A 20002-nucleotide genomic window follows, 5' to 3' on the forward strand; every position below is an offset into this window, starting at 1 on the left:
TTACCCCCCTACGCGGAATTGCTCGACCAGCCGCGACAACTCGGATATTTTATTGACACCCAACTTACGGTAAATATTCTTAACATGCGTAATGACGGTACCCGACGAAATAAATAGTTTCTCGGCAATCTCTTTTTTGCTGAGACCGGCGTAAAGCAATTCGACAATCTGCAGCTCACGGTTGGTAAGGGATAGGTATTGCTCATACGGCGATATGGGCGCTTCGGTTTCCATAGGCATCATCACCGTCATGGCCACTTTCGGCTTACTCTGCCGGTTGCGGATAATCGCCTTGGAGGTGCCGATGGTTTTTGTCCATTGCCCGGCAGATTCCAAGAGCTTATATTTCAAATTGAGGTAACCGGGTGGGTCATTCCGGAAAAAAGCCATCGATTCAATCAATGTGTAATAGGTGGAAAGGTGCATGGTTTTAAGGTAGTAAAAATGGTCCATGCCCTGCAAAATCCGGTTGTCGAATCCGTAGAACTGCCTCAGCTTTTCGTTGATGCATATCGGACGGTAATACTCCACATCGTGGATGGTTATGAGGTAATCGGACCGGTCTATAACCTGCAGGAACGGCTCCTGCCGGACACTATCGACCGTAAGCAGTGTTTGAGAGGTGAGCACACAATATATTTTTTCAAATTCTTTCTGCAAAGGTAAATATCGCTCCATAGCTATAAAGGGTCGGAAAACAAGCGCCCTAAGATAGTAAACAAATCCGAAAGCCAAACGGAGGGCGTCGGCCAAGAGATCGGAACCGGCATTTCCGGACGGGCATTTATTTGGTTAGCTTTGCAGCCCATGCACGCATCACAGTCGATCTACCGTTTGCCCTTCATCCTGCTCTGCTTGAGTTCGCTGCTTTTCTCGGCCAGTTTCAACATGCTGATACCAGAACTGCCCGCCTACCTCAGCAGCTTGGGTGGCGGGGAATATAAAGGGCTGATCATCGCACTTTTTACGCTCACTGCCGGGATATCAAGGCCGTTCAGCGGCAAACTGACCGACACCGTGGGCCGCGTACCGGTGATGGCGGTGGGATCCATGGTGTGCTTTGTATGCGGGTTCCTTTATCCGGTGCTATCCAGCGTGTCGGGCTTCTTGTTCCTGCGTCTCATCCACGGGTTCTCCACGGGCTTCAAGCCCACGGCAACGGCAGCCTACGTAGCCGACATCATCCCGCGCGAGCGGTGGGGCGAAGCGGCGGGCATGCACGGGCTGTGCTTCAGCCTGGGGATGGCCATAGGGCCGGCCGTGGGAAGCGCCATCAGCCAAGCTTACTCCATTGATGCACTTTTTTACTGTTCCTCGGTCTTCGCGCTGCTCTCGATCGTGATTTTGATGAACATGAAAGAGACATTGCCTCCGCCACAGCGGCAACGGCTCCGCGCATCGTCATTCCGCATATCGCGCACAGACATCATCGATCCCCAGGTAATCCCCGCGGCGGTCGTTACCCTGCTTTCTTACGTCGCCTATGGCGCTATACTTACATTGATACCGGATTGGACAACGCACCTGGGCATATCCAACCGGGGTGTGTTTTTCGTGGCTTTCACCGTATCGTCGGTGGCCGTACGGTTCTTTTCGGGTAGGCTTTCGGATCGGCATGGCCGCGTGTTGGTCATCGAGTACGGGCTGGCAACACTCATCCTATCGATGGGAATCCTGGCATGGGGCGAAAGCCCCTTTTGGATGGTAGCGGGAGCGGCGGTATACGGGATCGGCGGGGGCATCCTCTCGCCCGCCGTAAACGCGTGGACCATAGACCTAAGCAACCCACACCAACGTGGGAAGGCAATGGCAACCATGTACATCGCCCTGGAAGCGGGGATCGGATTGGGCGCGCTCATCGCCGGATGGGTGTATTATGACCGCATCGCCCGGATACCCTACATCTTCTTCGGCACCATGGTGGTAGCCGCGCTGGCATGGCTTTACCTACGGGGATATAAACGGAGCACAAACCGTGAAGGGGCTGCCGGTACACCGTGATGATTGGTGGAAAGCGGCACCCGCTTATTATTCGCTCGTGCTATTTATCAGAAATAATTGCTTTTCAGAAAAGCTAAACTTACCTTTAGCTGATTTTAAATACTTCACGGAACCTCGTAGAAGACCAATGAAAATAAAAACCACGTAAACTGAAAAATATGGAATTGCTTTTCTTGAATATCGGAACACAAGAATTCATCTTATTGGTGCCCGTTTTACTTACGGTAATATTATACATTTATTGCCTCATCCATTGCATAGCGAACAACAGGCTGCGAGGAAACAGCAAACTGCTTTGGCTTATCATCATCCTCGTTGCCCCGTTTCTCGGGAGTGTGATTTATTTGATCGTGGGTAGGAAAGGCAATAAGGGCGATTATGGCACAACGATGTAATCTTATCATTTTATGCCTGTCTTTCCTGGTAGCAGCCTGTAGCAACGGTGCTAACAACGGTGATACCGCGCTCGTAACCGGGTGGTACCACGTGGTAGACAGCGGCGGGGGCGTAGCCAGGCAGTTAGACCGTGGTTCTACCTATTACCTCGACCCGGAACCGATTGTAACAGCATCAAATTTTGAAACCCTAACTGCGGAACATTTCCCCCATACCGATACGCTTTGGCAGGTTGTGGTGCAACTGGATAAGCCCGGTAGCGCGCAATTCGCCAAGGCCACCGAAGCGCTCATCGGACAAGACCTGATTTTCGTATTGGATGATACCCTTTTTGCCGATCGGATACGGATACAGGCAAAAATACCATCCGGGGTAACTGTAATCAGCAAAAAGGAGAACTTTGCCCAAAAGGATGCCGATGCGCTCATCCGGCGGATAGCTGCTGATGGAGGTGGATAAAAAAGCGGCTTCCCGCACAACGTGGCCACCAAGGTCGGCTCGGCACGCCAAATACTCACTTTTGAGTATTTTTTTGCAATGCCAAATGCAGTAACTTTGCGTAAAGCCTATTAAGCTGCAAATGACATACAGATTGAAAGACCAATGTTAAACCAATTGACCTACAATGAAAAAGATTAAAAAGAACCTTCAAACAATCATTGAGCTGATATTACTTGTATTACTTATCGGCATAGGTGTTTTTTATAACTGTGAACCAGTCAATAAATTTATTAAAGACAGCCTCTATGACGGAAAGGACGATGTGGAAATCATGGTCTCCTTATACGGTATTGTGGCTGCGTCCATAGTGGCGCTCATCATGAAATTAAACAGACAGTTCAACAAACTGAATGACGCCATAAAAGATTCCCCGGCGGGGATTGACGACAAAATATTTTACAAGGGCACGATTGGTATTTATGATGACGTAGGCCGGGAAATTGAACTGATGCGTGACAGTAAAAAATTAGTTGAAATAGACGTACTTGGCTTTACGTTGTTTTCTATTAAAGGAAAATTTGCACTATGGAAAGAGGAACGAAAGCTTTCAAAAATGGTGTTTAATTTGCATTACATCAGTCCCGATTATATAACAACGTGCCCCGGTAACATCAGCGAATATTGGAAGAATGACATAGGAAGCTACGTGGGAGAAATAGAGCGCTTCAAAAAGGACAATGAAACGTATTTGAAAGAAAATAGCGTTGAGATCAACCTCTATCCGATACATCACCTTCCTGCAATACATGGTTTTAAACTTCACGGACGATCGATCTATTTATCGTTTTCGTATTGGGACGAGAACTTTCTACTTAAAAACCCGGCCGATTCATCTACTTATATTAAAATAGAAGAGACCGATTCGTCAAGCTATGCGCAATACTTGAGGAGGCTATTCAAAAACTGGGTTGAAAAAGCGCAACATCAATGAAAATGAAATTGCAAATAAAAAATTAATTGAATTATGCAGAATACCATTACGATCTCGCTGATTGTGACTGCGGTTGTGGCGATTTACTGGTGGACAAATCGGCAAGGGAACAATGCAACAATCGTCTCTCCGGGAGTAACGTTATTGAAAAATAACGTGGTCTTTGCCATTCTGGGATACGTATGTGGCGCTATGTTTCTAGGCCTTATTGTGCTCGTTGGCTTTGTAGGCTTGGGTAAAGGAGACGATTTCTGGTATTCAATAGTGTCGCTAGCTGTATTCATGCCGTCAGCGGGTTTTGGCTGCTTTTATTGCTTAGCATATTATCGTAGGCACCGCGTTGAGCTGACCGAGACGGGGCTAACCGTTTTCAATGCGTGGGGTGAATCGAAAAGTGGCGCTTGGACCGATATAAAATCAGCTGATTTCAGCAGTTTGATGAACGAGATCCGTTTATATACCAAAGATGGACGACGCTTGCGGATCAGCTCGCTTCTGTATGGTTTGGATGTATTCCGCGCAGAATTGGCTAAACACCACCCTTATCTGGTACAGCGGACATTGAGGCCTTGATAGCTAATCACATCGGCACATGCTTGTGCGATATTGCTAGACATCGGTGACACGAAATATCGGATGCAACTGCCGTAATGATGGCTGAAAAAAAAGATCTCCAAACGGGGAGAATGGAGACCTTTACTAACCAATTATAAACCTAAATTATGATACTGCAAAGATAGTGTATTTATTACACTTTGCAAACTATTTTTTGAATTTTTTCCCGGTGCTGTTACTCGTTCATTGCCGGCGCGCTATTTTTATCGAAAACAATTGCTTTTCAGAAAAGCGACCCTTACCTTTAACTGATTTTAAATGCTTCATGGGGCATCCGCAAAACCACTATGCATTGGTGGGAATTTCAAATTGTGTACCTTTACCATCAATTCATAATCATTGATTATACATTATGAGGTACCTGCTGTCACTAACCGTTTTTGTATTTACGATATTTTTTTCATGTAAGAAAGAAACCGGGCCAGCGCCTGCTGACCCCGAGATACTCGATAACGTGTGGATGAAAATGGGGATACCTGACCAACAGAAGCCGGTGGACCAATGGTGATTTTGAAGAATAACGATATCATATGGAGGGGGCTTGCGGCTGTTGCCTTTTTTCTGGGCATGGCTTGTGGCAGCCGTACCGCCGCGCAACAGGATGCCGCGCTGGCCACCGACACCGTAAACCTCAGCTATACCGTGGAAGAAGCCCCCGAATGGACACGGCTGTTTGACCGTACCTCGGGCTGGTTTGGCGCCGACGGCATTTTCTCGATACCGCTCCACGGCGTGGATACCCCGCAGTCTGGCCAAGGAAGCAAAACGTTGCTGGTATTTAGCGATACCATGATCGGCGAGATTGAAGATGGTGAGTTGCAGCCGGGCTCGGTGATGATCAATAATTCGGTGGCCATACTAGATGGGGTCACGCCCGATGAAAGCCGTATCCGGTTTTTCTGGGACAGCGATAGCGCGGGGAAGCCCCTATCGGTGTTCGTGCCGAAGACGCCCCAAGCCCAACCAGGCGAGTATTTTTGGCTCGGCGACGGATTCGTGAACCAGGAGTTGGGCAATACAACGTATGTTTTTGGTTACCGCATTCGGCGTACCGACGCGAAGGTGTTCCCCTTCGAAGAAGTGGGCAATACGCTGATTGCCATTCCGGCGGGAAGCCAGCCACCCTTTAAAGACCATCGGCAGATGGACACGCCATTTTTCATCCGCGATTCGGTGGACAGCCGCAACAACGGTTCATTCGGGGCCGGCATCTTTGTAAACACAGCGGCCGCTGGCGCCCCAACCCCGGATGGTTATGTATATGTGTACGGTGTGCGGGGCCCGGCGAAGCAGGTACTGGTGGCCCGAGTGAAACCCAAGGACTTTGAGCACTTTACGGCGTGGCGCTTTTGGGATGGAGCGGCTTGGAATACCGATATGTATAAAGCGGCGCCGATAGCCGACCGCGTATCAAATGAGCTCAGCGTAACGCCGCTACCCGATGGCCGGTATGCACTTGTTTTCCAAACGGACGGCATCGGCACGACCGTGGGGTTGCGTATCGGTCTTTCACCGGCAGGGCCATTCGGCCCCATCAAGGTATTGTGGGATTGCCCCGAAGTGGAGCAGAAAGGCATATTCGTATATAACGCGAAGGCGCATTTCAACCTGTCTAAAAAAGGGGAACTACTCATCAGTTATAACGTGAACTCTTTCGATTTCCTAGCGGATATCCGGAAAACGCCCAACCTTTACCGGCCGAGGTTCATCCGAGTAAAATTTTTGTAGCGCCAAGACGCTTTTTTACTACCTTAGTACAAATCAATTACAAAAAATGCCATGAAGCTACTAACCACCTTATCGGCCATCATGCTGCTTTCATTCGGAGCCTTCGCCCAAACGGAAGATTCGTTATCCATAGATGTGGTATACGCGCAGACAACGCAGAACCAAGATTTCGCATTCATGATTAATGGGGATTTTATAGCAAGCCTGGCTGTTCAAACGTTAGTGCCCAGCGGTATAGAAAGCGTCAATGTCATTAAAGATACGGTTGTGGACGGGCGTACATACAAAGCCGTGTTGTGGATGACCTTGAAGGAAGAGTATACCCCTATATTCATTTCGCTCAACGAGCTTAAACAGAAATATACTTCGCTCAAATCCGGCCCTACGGTTTTCATGATAGACGACCGGCTCATCACTAGCGGCTATGAAAACCTTATGGTAGACGAAAAATACATTCTGAAGATTGAAGTAAATACCCTAAGTGAGACGGAAGACCAACCGGACATCAACGTAGTGAAACTTTTGACCCGGTCGGAAGAAAACATCCGGAAGTCCAAAGAAATCCGTATTAGAGGCAATGCCTCCTTCATAGCGCCAACCCCGAATTATTCAGACGATTTCCGTTCGATAGACCGGCAAATGGGAATTCGTTAGTGCGAATGTATCCAAACGGACAGCCGTATCCCGCGGCTTTTCGTACTTTTAGGCCGTGGACACATCGTTTCTTTGGCACGCATTAACTACAGGTGCTTCAGCACTACTGGCTTTTCTGCTGCTCACCAATCTCCCCCGGGTGAACCGGCAAGCGAACCGGTGGCTGGGGTTGTTCTTTTTCTGTCTCGCCACTTTGTTTGCGCAACTGTTCATTGAGGCGGCCGCCCCGGCGGACCGGAACCCGCTGGGCTGGCTCATCCCTTTATTGGAACTCCCCCGCTGGGCCACCTTCCCCTGCTTCTTTCTCGCTTTGGTTTATTTTGTAAACCCAACAGCCCCATCACGGACAGCCGTATGGCATTTCATTCCCTTTTTCTTATTTTGCTTATACGCGGCATGCGTTATGTTCCCGAACAGGTATGCAGATACCCAAATCCCATTTCATCTTCCGGCAAGCATGGTGTGGGTCATCCGGCACCTGTTTCTCGGACAGGCGCTCTTATACTGGGCGCTATCATTCTTCCTCTTGCGACACCATCACCGGCAAATCAAGCGATTTTCCGCGACGGTTGAGCAGATCGACTTGGCGTGGATAACGTTTATCTTATTTGCCGTGCTGGCCATGACCGCCCTTTGGCTGCTTGGTAAAAACTATCCGCTCATTGCGGCGATCGTTCCTGCTGGATATTTCGCGCTAACGGTATTCATGGCTTACCATTCGCTGAACCAAAAGGTTATCTATCCGGTCGACAACGATCAACTGGTTGAGGTCATCGACGCGATAACCACGCCAGCTGCACCATACGCCCGACTGACCGACGAACAAGTGCAACTTTTGCAAAACAAGGTACACCGGCTGGTAGTGGATAATGAATTTTTTCTCGATCCGCTACTCAATTTGCCGTCGCTAGCCGATAAGGTAGGCATCAGTACCCACGAGCTGTCTTTCGTGCTCAACCAGGGCTTCGGCAAGAATTTTTACCAATACATCAATGAACTCCGTGTAGCGGAAGCGAAACGGCTGTTGGTACATCCGGATTTCCGCAACAAAGATATTGGCGGCATTGCCATATATGCAGGCTTTAATTCCAGAACCACTTTTTACGCGGCATTCAAAAAGATAACGGGTATGACACCCAAGGCTTATCTTTCCAGCCAGCAGAGCTAATTACGTACACTTGGGTCCAGCCGAACAGCTTGTTCAACTTCAATGCTGACTATTGCATCATCAAAACAAATAGAGATGATTATGCAAACAAGAACAGCAAAACACCTGTCATTAAGCGCCGGTACGATCATTGCCCTTGGCTTATCAGCATTGACTCACCGGACGGTCGGTATGGAACATGCCTCCGCACTTGTACAGACCACGATCAACTACACCGACAGTGTGGCGTGGGATGCCCTTGCGGGATATTATAGGTTTCCCAATCGGGCGGCACACATCCGTTTCTTCGAGCAAGACGGGCAATTCGTTGCGCAACAGGTATGGGATGGCCGGGTGTACCCGTTGCACCGTACTGGCCCCCGCTTGTTCCAGTCAAACGATGAGGGGTATAAAATTGAATTCCTCGAAGGCAACGCCGGCAAAATCGATAAGGCTAAAATCCTCGATCGCATTGTCCTGGAAAGGGTTACCTACAATCCTACCCGGCATGTGGCGCTAACGGTAGAACAGTTGAAGCCGTTGGTGGGAAGGTACCGATTGGAGAAAGACCCTAACATGGAGCTAAAGATCGCGATACAGAATGGGAAGCTGGCCTTAACACAACAATGGGATAACCAAACCCTAGTCTTTGACGCGTTCTCGCCCACGGTATTCTTTAATGCGGAATTGACCTTTCCATTGACGTTTGTGGTAGAAGATGGCGTGGCCATAAAACTCATCTGTTTCGAGTCGGACCAATGGGAAAGGATAGCGCATGACTAATAGCAGTTTTCGGGCAATGCTTTTTTGCGTGTTGCTTCTGCCGACTTGCCTTTGTGCCCAAAGTGTGGCCGATACAGGTTTTCACTACATGGCCGCCCGTCCCCATTATAGCGATGGAAAAGGCCCCCTCATCCTATATGATGGGGGCCATAACAATCCGCTTAGCCTCAAAGGCCAATATTCGGCCTTTGGGCGGGTGCTTGAGGCAGATGGTTATCGGCTGGCAACACAGGGGCCGATAATGGTCGAAGCCCTATCCGGCGCCCGTGTTTTTGTGACCGTAAATGCGATGCACGACTTGGAGAACCTGGACTTGCCCACAGGAAATGTTTATACGGACGAGGAGGTTGAAACACTGTATACGTGGGTGCACCAGCACGGTGGTTCGTTGTTTATCATTACCGACCACATGCCGTGTGCCGGGTCGGTAAGCAAGCTGGCGGCGCGTTTCGGATTTAACCTCATCAACGGTTTCGCGCAACGGAAAGATGGTCTGCCGGAGATTTTTTCGCGTAAGCGGGGCAACCTCACGTCCAATGCCGTGACGGACGTTGAAGGAGCTGTGATAGACAGCATCCGCGTATGGGGTGGCACGGGATTCTTTCCGCCCCCGAATGCCGTGGTTGTTTCTTCATTGGGTGAAGACTATGAGGTGTTTCTCCCTGCCCAAGTAGCGGAGATGAACCACCATGTCGCCCCAACCGTACCGAAAATCAGCGGCACGGGATTAGCCAACGGAGCTATCTTGCAATGCGGGCGCGGGCGGGTATTTATTGTTGCGGATGGCGCACCGTTTACCGCCCAGTTGCAAGGGATAAAAAGCCATAAGCGCGGGATGAACCACCCCGATGCGACTCAAAACGCACAATTTTTGCTGAATATTATTCGTTGGTTGGATGCGCCTTAACCCATGGGGCGCCGCAGCCTGCTTAACACGTCAAGCAGGCTGCTTCCTTTCCGTGAGGAGAATCATGGTAAGATTGAACAAAAACAAGTAAATCGGGAAAAGCGCGTAAAGCAAATCGTAGTTGACGCAGACGATTAATAAAAACTGTTACAAATGCGAAAGGATGTTTACGGTCTTACCGAAAGGGTCTTTCACGTAGAACCGTCGGACACCCCAAGGCTCATCCACAATGCCATAAATCACTGAAAATCCCGCCTCTTGCATCTTACCGTATATTGCGTCCACATCATCAACTTCAATGGAGATATCCGGCACCGGCGTGCCGGAGCCACCCTCCGAGGCGAAACTGATCTGTACCCGCATGGTACTATCATTGCCGTATGTACGAATAAAAGTTAAGTCCATCACTATTTCCAAGCTCAGGATTTCACCGTAGAAACGCTGTGCGGCGTCTATATCTTCCGTTGCCGTGTTTACCACAATTCTCCGTACTGCCATGCATTAATTGATTTTTATTAACACAAAGCTACAAAATTAGCATGGCCCCACATAAACGTGTTACTCGCTGTCTTCCAGCACTCCCCAGCCACTGAATAGGATAGCGAGCATCTTCCAAGCGACTCCGACATCGGTAAAGTCGTAAACCGGATCTTTCACCTCGATCTGCAATTCGGTATCCGTAATGGTGCGGGCCGTGATTTTTTCGGGCTGCATCACCAATGTGGGTTCCTCACCACTATCGTAGAAAATCTCGAGCTTCAGGATACCGGCATCTTCCGGCAAATAAAACGGGTGCGTGAAATTGATCGTTTTATTAAAAGCACCGGCTGTATAGACCACCAGCTTGTAAGCAATGGGCGTCTCCGGAAGCGGATTATTGGGATCGGGATCGGGAATATGCTGGGACTTGATGGTGTACGTAGACACCTCGCAGGAATATCCGCCCACTATGGCATTTTCTGCGGAGACTTCGCGATTATATATCGAGACGTCAAGCGCGCCGCCACCACCAACACCAAGGTCGACGGAGGGCACATAGGTCAACGACAGCTCGCGGTCTTCCGCAGCAATCTCATCCGTCTGTACCAACGTGCGCATGAATACCTTTCCCTCATCATTTTTCACATCGTGGTAGTTATCAAACTGAAAACCAAATCCACGGGCTTTGCCTAGCACGACGTCGCCCTTGACGTAATAGGTCCCAATAACACTATTCATCATGAGTCCCAGTGCGGCAAAAGGATTGGTCGACGAGTACTCCTGCAATAGGGCAAGAAACTGCTGTGCTTCTTCGTTGTTTTCGGCAAGCGCGGCAAATTGCTGGGGCACATCATCGCGCGAAAAGTCGATTTCCTTGATAAAAAAACCCAGGTCTACCCCATGGCTGTACATGCCCATTTCGATGGTTCCTTCGACAAACGGCGTATTGTCGCCGGGTTGCTCGTCAGGGTCCAGCGGATCGTTCTTCGCACATGCCGAAAACAGCAGTAAGGCAATGAATAGGTAATGGGATAGTCGTTTTGTCGTCCGTTCAGAAAATAGATACATGTAAAATTCGTTTTTATTATCGTATTAAACCGGTCAAAAATACGAGTTCTGCCAAAGGATGGCAATCCACGAAAACAAGGAATTCGTAATCGTAGCAGGTATCCCTCGTACTTCTGCGTTAATACAACACCGTTACCGGGCCTCGGTAATGTTCGTCGCCGACGATGATGAGGTAGTAATAAGTGCCTACAGGTACAAGGCGCCCATTGTAGGAACCGTCCCAGGGAGTGTTGTACCCACGCGACTGGAATACGGCCTGCCCGTTTCGGTCGAAAATAGTTACCGCAGCGTTTCGTTCTTCCAGGCCGCTGACTTCCCATACATCGCCCACCCCATCACCGTTGGGTGAGAACATATTGGGGATGGTCAATTCTTTGCAGTACGCACGCACTTCAAACGTGGTACTGACTAAGCAACCGTTTTCACCCTCCACTTGGAGGGCGTAGGTGCCGGGGCTGGTGACGTCGAGGTAAGTGCCGCTACTGGTGCCACCATTCCAATAATAGGCCGTATATCCCAACGGTGCCTCAATGCGTACCACCTCCCGTTCGGCCACGCAGATAACCGTATCGGGGATTTGCGGTGCCACTAGTTGCTCGTGAGCCAACACTTCGATTTCAGCCGTATCGGCGCAGCCGCCAGCGTTGGTCAGTATCAACGTATATATACCGGCACTGTTCACTTCAATGCTTTGGGTGGTCTCACCGGTAGACCACCGGTAGCTATAGGAGCCATCGGCAGGGTGTAATGCCGTGAGCACATTGGTGGCGCCCGAGCAGATCGGTTCGTCACTTGCCGCTTGGATGCGTGCTACCGGTGGTGCAAGAAAATGCACACTAAGTTCATCTGACGATACCGAACATGTACCGTTAGAAATTTCAACCCGATAGTTTCCGGGTTCGCTTACCCGTAGGGCGGTATCAGAAGCTCCGACGATAAGTTCTCCATTCCGGTACCAACGCTTTACGGCATCTGGCGCATAGCCCGTAAGTGTGAGCGTGCGCGTTTCGCCTTCACAAACGGGTATATTGCGGTCCGTGGTGGTCGGCCTTCTCAAGTGATAAATTACGGTTACCGAATCAGTGTAAACGGAATTGCTGCCGGGGTCATTTATCCTCACCATGTAGGTCCCCGCAGTCGTCGCATAGAATAGGGATGAAGTCTGTTCATCGATGATGTTCCCGTTACGGTACCATTGGTAACGGTAACCGGGCTGCACGTCTGTTACTTCCAAGAGAAAGGAATCTCCGTCGCACAACATTACCGTATCCGGATAATCAAAAGTGAATGCCGGTTGGGCAACCAGCCGACTGTTAAACAGCAACACAACTCCTAACGAAAAGCAGATTAGCACGGTACGATTCATGGCTAAAGCTTGCTAAAACATCACTTGTGGACAATACACCTTATACCGGTTGTTGAGAAGGAAACCCAGCACGACCTCGTGGCTGCCATGTGCCAACGTACGCACAGGGCCCGTGCTGAAATCGTACGAATAGCTGACATTGAACAATGCACTGATATTGAACCCCGCCATAGCCGAAAATGACTCGTGGCTGCGGTAGCCGCCACCCACCCACAAGCGATCGCGAAAAGCCAGCTTAAGATTATAGTCGCCCACGAAAGGCATTCGCGCCATCTGTTTGAACAGCACGGAAGGAACCAGGGCCATCTCGCTGCCAAGGTGCAGCTTATAGCCCGCCATAAAGAAAAATTGCTGGTGGCCACCCATGCGCTGTGCATAGTCTGAAAATGCAAGCGGGTTGCCCAGCAGTTGCTGAGCAGAAGCACCCGCAAAAAAGCGTGCACCGTAAAGCCAGATACCGAGGCCCAGCTCGGGTGAGATACGGCTATCGGCATAGTTGGCCAGCACGGGATCGCTGGGGTTGTCGATGCCGGCCATGTCTAGCCGTACCTGCGAAAATCCCGCATTCGCCCCTACCGATAGGTTCACCGTTTCGGCAACGCGCAGATGGTAGGCATAGGCGAACAATGCATCGGTACGGACGAATTGCGCTGCGCGGTCGTGCTGAACCGTGATACCCACACCGTGATGTGGGGCTGAGGCACGGTACCGGTGGCTGAAACCCCGGCTATAAGGATTGTAACCACCTTCAGCAAACGACAGTGCACCATCCTGGATGTGGCGGCCATTGACCGGGAAGTGGGTCGATAGATACGCGGTCTGCGGTGCACCTTCCACCCCATGCCACTGGCTGCGCCCACCAAGCTTCACATCGACATAACGCTCGATACCGGCGACCGCAGGATTGATGAGAAAGTTGTTGAACAGGTATTGGGTGTACTGCGGCCGCTGCTGCGCATGGAGCGCCACAGCAAAGTTGCAGACAATAATGAGCAAGGCCGCTGATCTCACGTATCTTTCGTTTATAATCCGTCAGCAATAATAGTAATAATTTTAATCCATTGCATCAACTTGCCGCGGTTGCCCCGCCATGCCGGTATAGGCAGATAGCAAAGCTACACGGCGAACCGTAGGATGCATTTCAAAACAGGGGTATTCACATCGCAATAAGATTATTATGTTTGTAAAACCGACTGAGCGACTTACCGGTAGTTAAAGTCAAAAATTAGCACGCTATGGCACCTCCACCCCAACTGATATACAAAACGGGCATCGCCGTAATCGGCGCAGGGCAGGCCGGACTTTCTTCAGCTTTCCACCTTAAACAATTGGGACTGGCCCCGGGGCGCGATTTCGTAGTGCTGGACCAGTCGCCCCAACCAGGTGGTGCCTGGCAATATCGCTGGCCGTCGCTCACGCTCAGCACGGCAAACCGCATACACGATCTACCGGGCCTTCCTTTTGCCGAAACGGTGGCCGACACGCGTGCCGTGGAAGTAGCGGCCAATAACGCTGTGCCCCAATACTTCGATGTTTACGAACGTAAATTTGGGCTGTTGGTATACCGCCCCGTAAAGGTAATCGTGGTTTGCGAACGCGAGGGGCGACTACGCATCGAAACCGACAAAGGACTGTTTTCGGCCCGGGGAATCATCAATGCTACGGGGACATGGGATAAGCCGTACATACCGGAATACCCGGGTGCATCCCTATTTGAGGGCACGCAACTGCACACCCGGGATTACCAAACGTCTGCTGTTTTTGCGGGCAAGCACGTACTCATCGTGGGTGGCGGCATTTCGGCCATCCAACTGCTCGACGAGATCTCGCAGGTAACGGACACAACCTGGGTGACCCGCCGGCCACCGGTTTTTGAACCGGGGCCATTTACGCCCGAGCGGGGCCGTGCGGCGGTGGCCCTCGTGGAGGAACGTGTACGCCAAGGCCTGCTGCCGGCATCCGTGGTATCGGTTACCGGCCTGCCCATCACACCGGCAGTAGCGGCAATGCGCGAGCGCGGCGTGCTGAACCGCCAGCCGATGTTCAGCGAAATCACCTCCACGGGGGTACGCTGGTCCGATGGCCGCACACTACAGGTAGACGTCATCCTGTGGTGCACCGGCTTCCACAGCTCGCTCGACCACCTGATGCCGCTAATGCTACGCGAACCCACGGGGGGCATCATTATGGCGGGCCGGCTGGCTACGCTGGTGGCGAAAGACCCGCGCATACACTTGGTGGGCTACGGCCCATCGGCATCGACTATCGGTGCCAACCGCGCCGGAAGGGCAGCCGCACAGGAACTTACCGATTACCTCGGCATGGGTAAATGAGCCCTCAACGGTTGATGCTGCTAGTGAAATGCAAGTTTCATGAGGCTGTCAAAACCAATTATTTTCAAAGGACACCGAGGTATAAACTGAAAAAAAATAAATAGCTAGATGAAATTGATATTTTTACAGCCGCAACAACATAATAGACAATGGCATCAGGTTTTTTTGCGGTTTTAGACGATATCGCGGCATTGATGGATGATGTGGCCGTAACCAGTAAAATCGCCACACGTAAGACTGCGGGCATACTGGGAGACGACCTTGCCGTCAATGCGGAAAAGGCAACGGGGTTCCTGGCATCGCGCGAGCTACCGGTACTGTGGGCAATCACGAAAGGGTCTTTCTTGAATAAACTAATCATTGTCCCGGTGGCCTTGCTGTTGAATGCCTTTTTTCCGGCTGCCATCAAGGTGATCCTCATATTGGGCGGGTTTTACCTGGCTTATGAAGGGGTAGAGAAAATCATCGAGTTTTTATTTCACCGTCAGAAAAAGGGGCACGAAGTGATCGAAGAGCAACAGGCACAACCGGTCGATGCCGAGAAGACGAAAATCAGATCGGCCATCACCACCGACTTCATCCTATCGGTAGAGATTGTGATCATCGCACTCGGCACCGTGCTGACCCAAACCCTGTCCATCCAAATCCTGACCGTATCGGTGGTAGCACTGCTGGCTACCGTGGGTGTATACGGCATCGTTGCGCTCATCGTCCGGATGGACGATGCCGGCCATCGCCTCATTAAGTACAGCAACGAAAAGGGATGGCTATCCACGCTGGGGAAGTTGCTGGTGAAGTCACTCCCTATCGTCATCAAAAGCCTAGCCGTAATCGGCACCGTCGCCCTCCTGCTGGTTTCTGGCGGTATCTTTGTTCACAATATCGACTATTTCCACCATTTGTTGCCCACCGTACCGCCCGTCATTAAAGAGTTGGCTTTTGGCATCGGCGGGGGATTGATCGCGGTGGCATTGGTGAGTGTAGGGAAGCGGATATTTGGCAAAAGATAACCGGGTACCCAAAATAATCCCGATATTCCGTTTTCGAGAGTTGGCGGATGTCTGAACGCCGCAGACGCTACCGGAAATGCTTCGGTGAATCGACCGAAAATTATTGCTATCTTTGTTAGTTGAGAACCACTAGGAGTCAGGCATGTTATCCAAAAAAACGAAATACGCCATCAAGGCACTGATTGTGTTGGGCCGGAATTACGGTAAGGAACCCATGCAGATCCTGCGCATTGCAGAAGCTGAACGTATCCCCAAGAAATTCCTCGAACAGATCCTGCTGGAAATGCGAAACGCGGGTATCTTATATAGCAAAAAGGGCGCCGGCGGAGGTTACAGCCTCAATAAAGCACCAGAGGACATCCGGTTATCGCAGGTAATGCGCCTCATTGACGGACCTATCGCCCTACTGCCTTGCGTAAGCCTCAACTTCTATCGGAAATGTGACGAATGCGTAGAAGAAGGCGTATGTGGAATCCGGGATACCTTTACCGACGTGCGCGATGCCATGCTCCAGATTTTGAATGACACCAGCATCGCAGACATTATCAACAAAGAAAAAACACTAGCACTCGACGACTAAACTCAACCCTGTACATCAATTAGATACAAACTTACTCCAACAATTCACCTGTTGAGTAATTGTATTTTTTTTGTCATTTGTCGAAAAAGAATAGGCGACTTATCAGTTAATAACTATTTTTGTCTACTGAATTAATAGACATTGATAATGAAGATTGTTTTTACTCGAAGTCGCTACCGCGTTAAACGTAATTACCACATCCACACCCTACCGCATCGAATGCGAATGTGCTGCTAATCCCTGCAGCGAGCATTTGTATTTTTTTCCTTTTCATTAATCTTCAAGCATTTTTCCATGAACAAGAAAACTTGTGCAGGTATTCTTATATACCTCTTATACTTGTTGGCACCCACGGTGGTGTTTGGCCAACAAATCGACATTACGGGCAGTGTTATCGATGCGCTGTCAAAAAACCCCTTATCAGGTGTATCCGTATCGGTAAAGGGGAAACCGCTTTCAACCCAAACAGACGAGCAGGGCCTCTTTACACTCCAAGGTGTATCGCCAGCTGATATCTTGATCTTTTCTTTTGTAGGGTTTGATCGGCAGGAAATCGCCGTAGGGCAGCAAACGGGTCCACTGCGCGCGGAACTGACGAGCAGCAGCGAAAGCCTCGACGAAGTTGTGGTGACGGCTTTCGGTGTGTCGAGGGCAAAGAAGGCATTGGGTTATGCCGTGCAGGACGTCAACGCCCAGGAATTGTCGACCCGGCCAGCGAACGCGCTTGGCGCGATATCCGGTAAGGTAGCGGGCCTGCAAATCATCCCATCGGGCGGTAACATTGGTGGCTCCACCCGTGTGTTACTGCGCGGTATCAACTCCATCAGCGGCAACAACCAACCGCTGTACATCATCGACGGTACACCGATAGACAATGCGGACCTCAACAGCTCGTCGATGATCAACGGCAGTGCCGGAAAAGATTTCGGAAACCTTATCCAGGACCTTAACCCGGATGACATTGCCAATATCTCCGTATTGAAGGGACCCTCGGCAGCGGCGCTCTATGGGTCACGGGCCGCCAATGGCGTCATTCTCATCACCACCAAAAAAGGTGAAGGGCAAGACAAATTCAACATCTCCCTCAACACCGGGATCGAGCTGGAAAACATCGTGCGGCTACCCAAACGCCAGCAACTGTATGGACAAGGCTACAGCACGTCATTTGGTACAGCGACCATCAACGGCCAGGAATACAACATCGTCGATTATGCATCGGACGAAAGCTGGGGGCCCCGGTTGGATGGCACACCAGTGCTGCACTGGTACAACCTCGACCCCGAATACCCCGCAGACTACCTGAACCCCGAACCGTGGCTATATCCGGAAAACGACGTATCTTATTTCTTCCGGACCGGTGTATCAAACACCAACAACCTGGCCATATCGGGTTCTTCCGGCAACACGGCATACCGGTTGTCCTACACCAACCGGAACGTAAGGGGTACGGTACCCAATTCAAGCATGGGTAGAAACACACTGAATTTTGCCGGATCCACGGAGTTTGGCCGGCTGAAAGTATCAAGCAACCTCAATTATACGCACAACAATACACTGGGAAGGCCCTGGGCCGGTGCCTCAAACCGCAATATCATGCTCGAAGCCTTCCAATGGGGCGGCGTGCAGGTGGATTACAAGCGGCTCGCCGATTATAAACGGCCGGATGGCACACCGCGGGCGTGGAACCGTACCGGATATGAAGATACACCCGCGGCCCAAGCCACACGATTTATCGATAACCCCTACTGGTCTGCCTACGAAAGCTACCTCGAAGAAAAGCGCGACCGCCTCTATGGTAACATCGGACTAACCTTTGAGGCAACAGACTGGCTCGACCTGTCCGGACGTGTACATGGCGACGTATATGCACACCAATTCCAGGACCGTATCGCCGTCTATTCCCGCTCGCAGTCGCAATACCAGGAGTACGGCAACCATTTCAATGAGTACAACTACGAGTTCATCGCTGCCGCAGACAAGCGGTGGACACGCTTTTCGCTACAGGGCAACGTAGGCGGCAACATCCGCGATCAGCAACGCCGCATCACCGATGGCCTCACGCAAGGCGGATTGATTGTGCCGCTGTATTACAACTTGAAAAATGCGCCCTCGGTACTGAACAACAATGCCTTCTACCACAAACGGGTATATTCACTATTCGGCAGCTTCTCTGCGGGATGGAACGACCTGCTTTATGTGGATGGAACCATTCGCAACGACTGGTCATCGACCTTGCCCACGGCCAACAACTCATTTCTCTACCCATCGATAACCGGAAGCTTTGTCTTCAGTGAACTCCCGGCCTTGAAAAACATTCCGTTCCTTACCTTTGGTAAAGTCCGTGCTGGATGGGCGCAGGTGGGCAATGACACCGATCCGTACCAACTGCAGCAGGTTTTCGAAGCGCTGCCGGCGTTCAATGGCAACGCCAACTATAGCCTCACGAGCACGTTGAACAACGCGTTGCTCAAACCCGAGATTACCAGTTCATGGGAAGCCGGATTGAACCTGGTGTTTTTCAATAACCGCCTGGGATTGGATGCGACGTATTACGACAACATCAGCAGGAACCAAATCTTACCCGTACCCGTATCGGCTGCATTCGGCTACGATGCCAAAATCCTCAACGCCGGGCGTGTAACCAACAAGGGCGTGGAGGTGACGCTCACCGGCACGCCCGTTAAAACCGCGGCATTTGAATGGAACGGAACCATCAATTGGTCCAAAAACCAGAACCGCGTGGAGAAACTCGACGAGGGCGTGAATACGCTTGAGCTGAGCAACTCGCTGGTAACACTTGTAGCCCGCGAGGGGCAACCGTACGGCCAACTGTTGGGATACGATTTTGTATATGCGCCAGACGGGCAGCGGGTGGTGCAGGAAGACGGCACCTACCTCAAGACGACGCAGCTGGTGCCGCTGGGGAGTGTGCTACCAGACTACCTCGTGGGGCTCCAAAACCAATTCCGGTTCAAAAACCTGACATTCGGCTTCCTCATCGATGGCCGCGTGGGGGGAAGCTTCTTTTCACAAACCTATAAAGTGGGCATGTATTCGGGTATCCTCGACCGCACCGCAGCAAATGGCATACGTGAAAACGGGGTAATCGTAGACGGCGTACAGGCCGACGTGGTCTTCCATCCCGACGGTACGTATACCACATCCAACATCCGACCGAACGATACGCGGATATCCGCACAGGACTGGGCCCGAAACGAATACAACGGCCCTACAACGTTCAGCATTTTCGATGCAACATTTTTCAAACTCAGGGAGGTGACGCTTGGCTATCAGTTCAGCATCAAAAACAACATCGGTATCTCCGGGCTCGATGTTGCCCTTTACGGTAGAAACCTCTGGAATATCTATACGAAAAGTAAGTACATCGACCCTGAGTTTACCAACAGCGGCGGAAACGTGCAAGGCATAGAGGGCGGGAACATCCCGATACCGGCTACCTATGGACTGAATGTTACTGTAAATTTTTAACCCGATAAATACA

General features: G+C 50.8%; 20 protein-coding genes. 15 read left to right on the plus strand and 5 right to left on the minus strand.

The genetic code is table 11. The annotated features are described in order from the left end of the window. A complete protein-coding gene (locus VNQ80_RS07985) occupies nucleotides 1–678 on the minus strand; it encodes a helix-turn-helix domain-containing protein (RefSeq protein ID WP_325637250.1) in 678 nt (225 codons plus the stop codon). Nucleotides 679–807: 129 nt separating this feature from the next. Between VNQ80_RS07985 and VNQ80_RS07990 the strand changes: the two genes are divergently transcribed. The 11 genes from VNQ80_RS07990 to VNQ80_RS08040 all read left to right on the plus strand — a co-directional run bounded on the left by VNQ80_RS07990 (nucleotide 808) and on the right by VNQ80_RS08040 (nucleotide 9663). Then, the gene (locus VNQ80_RS07990) at nucleotides 808–2001 is read left to right on the plus strand and encodes an MFS transporter (RefSeq protein ID WP_325637252.1); all 1194 of its coding nucleotides are present in this window, start codon (nucleotides 808–810) and stop codon (nucleotides 1999–2001) included. A 158-nt stretch (nucleotides 2002–2159) separates the two neighbouring features. Next, nucleotides 2160–2396 (plus strand): PLD nuclease N-terminal domain-containing protein, encoded by a 237-nt coding sequence (locus VNQ80_RS07995; protein ID WP_325637254.1) that lies wholly within the window; start codon nucleotides 2160–2162, stop codon nucleotides 2394–2396. Then, nucleotides 2380–2856 carry a SecDF P1 head subdomain-containing protein gene (locus tag VNQ80_RS08000; protein ID WP_325637256.1) on the plus strand — a complete coding sequence of 159 codons (477 nt, stop codon included), beginning with the start codon at nucleotides 2380–2382 and terminating at the stop codon, nucleotides 2854–2856. Before VNQ80_RS07995 ends, VNQ80_RS08000 begins: the two co-directional genes overlap by 17 nt. Nucleotides 2857–3022: 166 nt before the next feature. Continuing rightward, a complete protein-coding gene (locus VNQ80_RS08005) occupies nucleotides 3023–3829 on the plus strand; it encodes a hypothetical protein (RefSeq protein WP_325637258.1) in 807 nt (268 codons plus the stop codon). A 33-nt stretch (nucleotides 3830–3862) separates the two neighbouring features. Beyond that, entirely contained in the window at nucleotides 3863–4402 is a 540-nt protein-coding gene (locus tag VNQ80_RS08010) for a hypothetical protein (protein ID WP_325637259.1), read from the plus strand. 394 nt (nucleotides 4403–4796) lie between these two features. Then, nucleotides 4797–4952, plus strand: coding sequence for a hypothetical protein (locus VNQ80_RS08015; protein WP_325637261.1), 156 nt, complete (start codon nucleotides 4797–4799; stop codon nucleotides 4950–4952). Then, complete coding sequence (locus VNQ80_RS08020; RefSeq protein ID WP_325637263.1) at nucleotides 4946–6172, plus strand: DUF4185 domain-containing protein; 1227 nt, start codon at nucleotides 4946–4948, stop codon at nucleotides 6170–6172. Before VNQ80_RS08015 ends, VNQ80_RS08020 begins: the two co-directional genes overlap by 7 nt. 51 nt (nucleotides 6173–6223) lie before the next feature. Continuing rightward, nucleotides 6224–6826 (plus strand): hypothetical protein, encoded by a 603-nt coding sequence (locus VNQ80_RS08025; RefSeq protein WP_325637265.1) that lies wholly within the window; start codon nucleotides 6224–6226, stop codon nucleotides 6824–6826. 55 nt (nucleotides 6827–6881) lie between these two features. Further along, nucleotides 6882–7994, plus strand: a complete 1113-nt coding sequence (locus VNQ80_RS08030; protein ID WP_325637267.1) for a helix-turn-helix domain-containing protein — start codon at nucleotides 6882–6884, stop codon at nucleotides 7992–7994. Between the two features lie 81 nt (nucleotides 7995–8075). Then, nucleotides 8076–8756, plus strand: coding sequence for a hypothetical protein (locus VNQ80_RS08035; RefSeq protein ID WP_325637269.1), 681 nt, complete (start codon nucleotides 8076–8078; stop codon nucleotides 8754–8756). Nucleotides 8757–8844: 88 nt separating this feature from the next. After that, nucleotides 8845–9663, plus strand: a complete 819-nt coding sequence (locus VNQ80_RS08040; protein WP_325637271.1) for a hypothetical protein — start codon at nucleotides 8845–8847, stop codon at nucleotides 9661–9663. Nucleotides 9664–9810: 147 nt separating this feature from the next. Here the strand turns inward: VNQ80_RS08040 and VNQ80_RS08045 are convergent, their stop codons facing one another. The 4 genes from VNQ80_RS08045 to VNQ80_RS08060 form a co-directional block, all read right to left on the minus strand. After that, nucleotides 9811–10161 (minus strand): VOC family protein, encoded by a 351-nt coding sequence (locus VNQ80_RS08045; protein ID WP_325637273.1) that lies wholly within the window; start codon nucleotides 10159–10161, stop codon nucleotides 9811–9813. A gap of 60 nt (nucleotides 10162–10221) precedes the next feature. Continuing rightward, nucleotides 10222–11211, minus strand: coding sequence for a hypothetical protein (locus VNQ80_RS08050; RefSeq protein WP_325637275.1), 990 nt, complete (start codon nucleotides 11209–11211; stop codon nucleotides 10222–10224). Between the two features lie 118 nt (nucleotides 11212–11329). After that, a complete protein-coding gene (locus VNQ80_RS08055) occupies nucleotides 11330–12577 on the minus strand; it encodes a gliding motility-associated C-terminal domain-containing protein (RefSeq protein ID WP_325637277.1) in 1248 nt (415 codons plus the stop codon). 12 nt (nucleotides 12578–12589) lie between these two features. Further along, nucleotides 12590–13588 (minus strand): type IX secretion system membrane protein PorP/SprF, encoded by a 999-nt coding sequence (locus VNQ80_RS08060; RefSeq protein WP_325637281.1) that lies wholly within the window; start codon nucleotides 13586–13588, stop codon nucleotides 12590–12592. A 224-nt stretch (nucleotides 13589–13812) separates the two neighbouring features. Here VNQ80_RS08060 and VNQ80_RS08065 point away from each other — a divergent pair, with 224 nt between their 5' ends. The 4 genes from VNQ80_RS08065 (at nucleotide 13813) to VNQ80_RS08080 (ending at nucleotide 19989) form a co-directional block, all read left to right on the plus strand. Continuing rightward, nucleotides 13813–14910 (plus strand): NAD(P)-binding domain-containing protein, encoded by a 1098-nt coding sequence (locus tag VNQ80_RS08065; protein ID WP_325637283.1) that lies wholly within the window; start codon nucleotides 13813–13815, stop codon nucleotides 14908–14910. A gap of 149 nt (nucleotides 14911–15059) precedes the next feature. Continuing rightward, nucleotides 15060–15920 (plus strand): DUF808 domain-containing protein, encoded by an 861-nt coding sequence (locus VNQ80_RS08070; protein WP_325637285.1) that lies wholly within the window; start codon nucleotides 15060–15062, stop codon nucleotides 15918–15920. Between the two features lie 142 nt (nucleotides 15921–16062). After that, entirely contained in the window at nucleotides 16063–16500 is a 438-nt protein-coding gene (locus tag VNQ80_RS08075) for an Rrf2 family transcriptional regulator (RefSeq protein WP_325637287.1), read from the plus strand. A gap of 294 nt (nucleotides 16501–16794) precedes the next feature. Continuing rightward, a complete protein-coding gene (locus tag VNQ80_RS08080) occupies nucleotides 16795–19989 on the plus strand; it encodes a SusC/RagA family TonB-linked outer membrane protein (protein ID WP_325637289.1) in 3195 nt (1064 codons plus the stop codon). The last annotated feature ends 13 nt before the right edge of the window (nucleotides 19990–20002 follow it).

Source organism: Parapedobacter sp. (assembly GCF_035556095.1).
In the GTDB taxonomy this organism is placed as follows: Bacteria; Bacteroidota; Bacteroidia; order Sphingobacteriales; family Sphingobacteriaceae; genus Parapedobacter.

Excerpts from the sequence above, each read along its gene's own strand:
- VNQ80_RS08020 (WP_325637263.1), top strand. The coding sequence starts at position 4,946 with ATGGTGATTTTGAAGAATAACGATATCATATGGAGGGGGCTTGCGGCT.
- VNQ80_RS08005 (WP_325637258.1), top strand. The coding sequence starts at position 3,023 with ATGAAAAAGATTAAAAAGAACCTTCAAACAATCATTGAGCTGATATTA.
- VNQ80_RS08055 (WP_325637277.1), bottom strand. The coding sequence starts at position 12,577 with ATGAATCGTACCGTGCTAATCTGCTTTTCGTTAGGAGTTGTGTTGCTG.
- VNQ80_RS08065 (WP_325637283.1), top strand. The coding sequence starts at position 13,813 with ATGGCACCTCCACCCCAACTGATATACAAAACGGGCATCGCCGTAATC.
- VNQ80_RS07990 (WP_325637252.1), top strand. The coding sequence starts at position 808 with ATGCACGCATCACAGTCGATCTACCGTTTGCCCTTCATCCTGCTCTGC.
- VNQ80_RS08040 (WP_325637271.1), top strand. The coding sequence starts at position 8,845 with ATGGCCGCCCGTCCCCATTATAGCGATGGAAAAGGCCCCCTCATCCTA.
- VNQ80_RS08035 (WP_325637269.1), top strand. The coding sequence starts at position 8,076 with ATGCAAACAAGAACAGCAAAACACCTGTCATTAAGCGCCGGTACGATC.
- VNQ80_RS07985 (WP_325637250.1), bottom strand. The coding sequence starts at position 678 with ATGGAGCGATATTTACCTTTGCAGAAAGAATTTGAAAAAATATATTGT.
- VNQ80_RS08075 (WP_325637287.1), top strand. The coding sequence starts at position 16,063 with ATGTTATCCAAAAAAACGAAATACGCCATCAAGGCACTGATTGTGTTG.
- VNQ80_RS08050 (WP_325637275.1), bottom strand. The coding sequence starts at position 11,211 with ATGTATCTATTTTCTGAACGGACGACAAAACGACTATCCCATTACCTA.
- VNQ80_RS08070 (WP_325637285.1), top strand. The coding sequence starts at position 15,060 with ATGGCATCAGGTTTTTTTGCGGTTTTAGACGATATCGCGGCATTGATG.
- VNQ80_RS08025 (WP_325637265.1), top strand. The coding sequence starts at position 6,224 with ATGAAGCTACTAACCACCTTATCGGCCATCATGCTGCTTTCATTCGGA.
- VNQ80_RS08000 (WP_325637256.1), top strand. The coding sequence starts at position 2,380 with ATGGCACAACGATGTAATCTTATCATTTTATGCCTGTCTTTCCTGGTA.
- VNQ80_RS08010 (WP_325637259.1), top strand. The coding sequence starts at position 3,863 with ATGCAGAATACCATTACGATCTCGCTGATTGTGACTGCGGTTGTGGCG.
- VNQ80_RS07995 (WP_325637254.1), top strand. The coding sequence starts at position 2,160 with ATGGAATTGCTTTTCTTGAATATCGGAACACAAGAATTCATCTTATTG.
- VNQ80_RS08045 (WP_325637273.1), bottom strand. The coding sequence starts at position 10,161 with ATGGCAGTACGGAGAATTGTGGTAAACACGGCAACGGAAGATATAGAC.
- VNQ80_RS08080 (WP_325637289.1), top strand. The coding sequence starts at position 16,795 with ATGAACAAGAAAACTTGTGCAGGTATTCTTATATACCTCTTATACTTG.
- VNQ80_RS08015 (WP_325637261.1), top strand. The coding sequence starts at position 4,797 with ATGAGGTACCTGCTGTCACTAACCGTTTTTGTATTTACGATATTTTTT.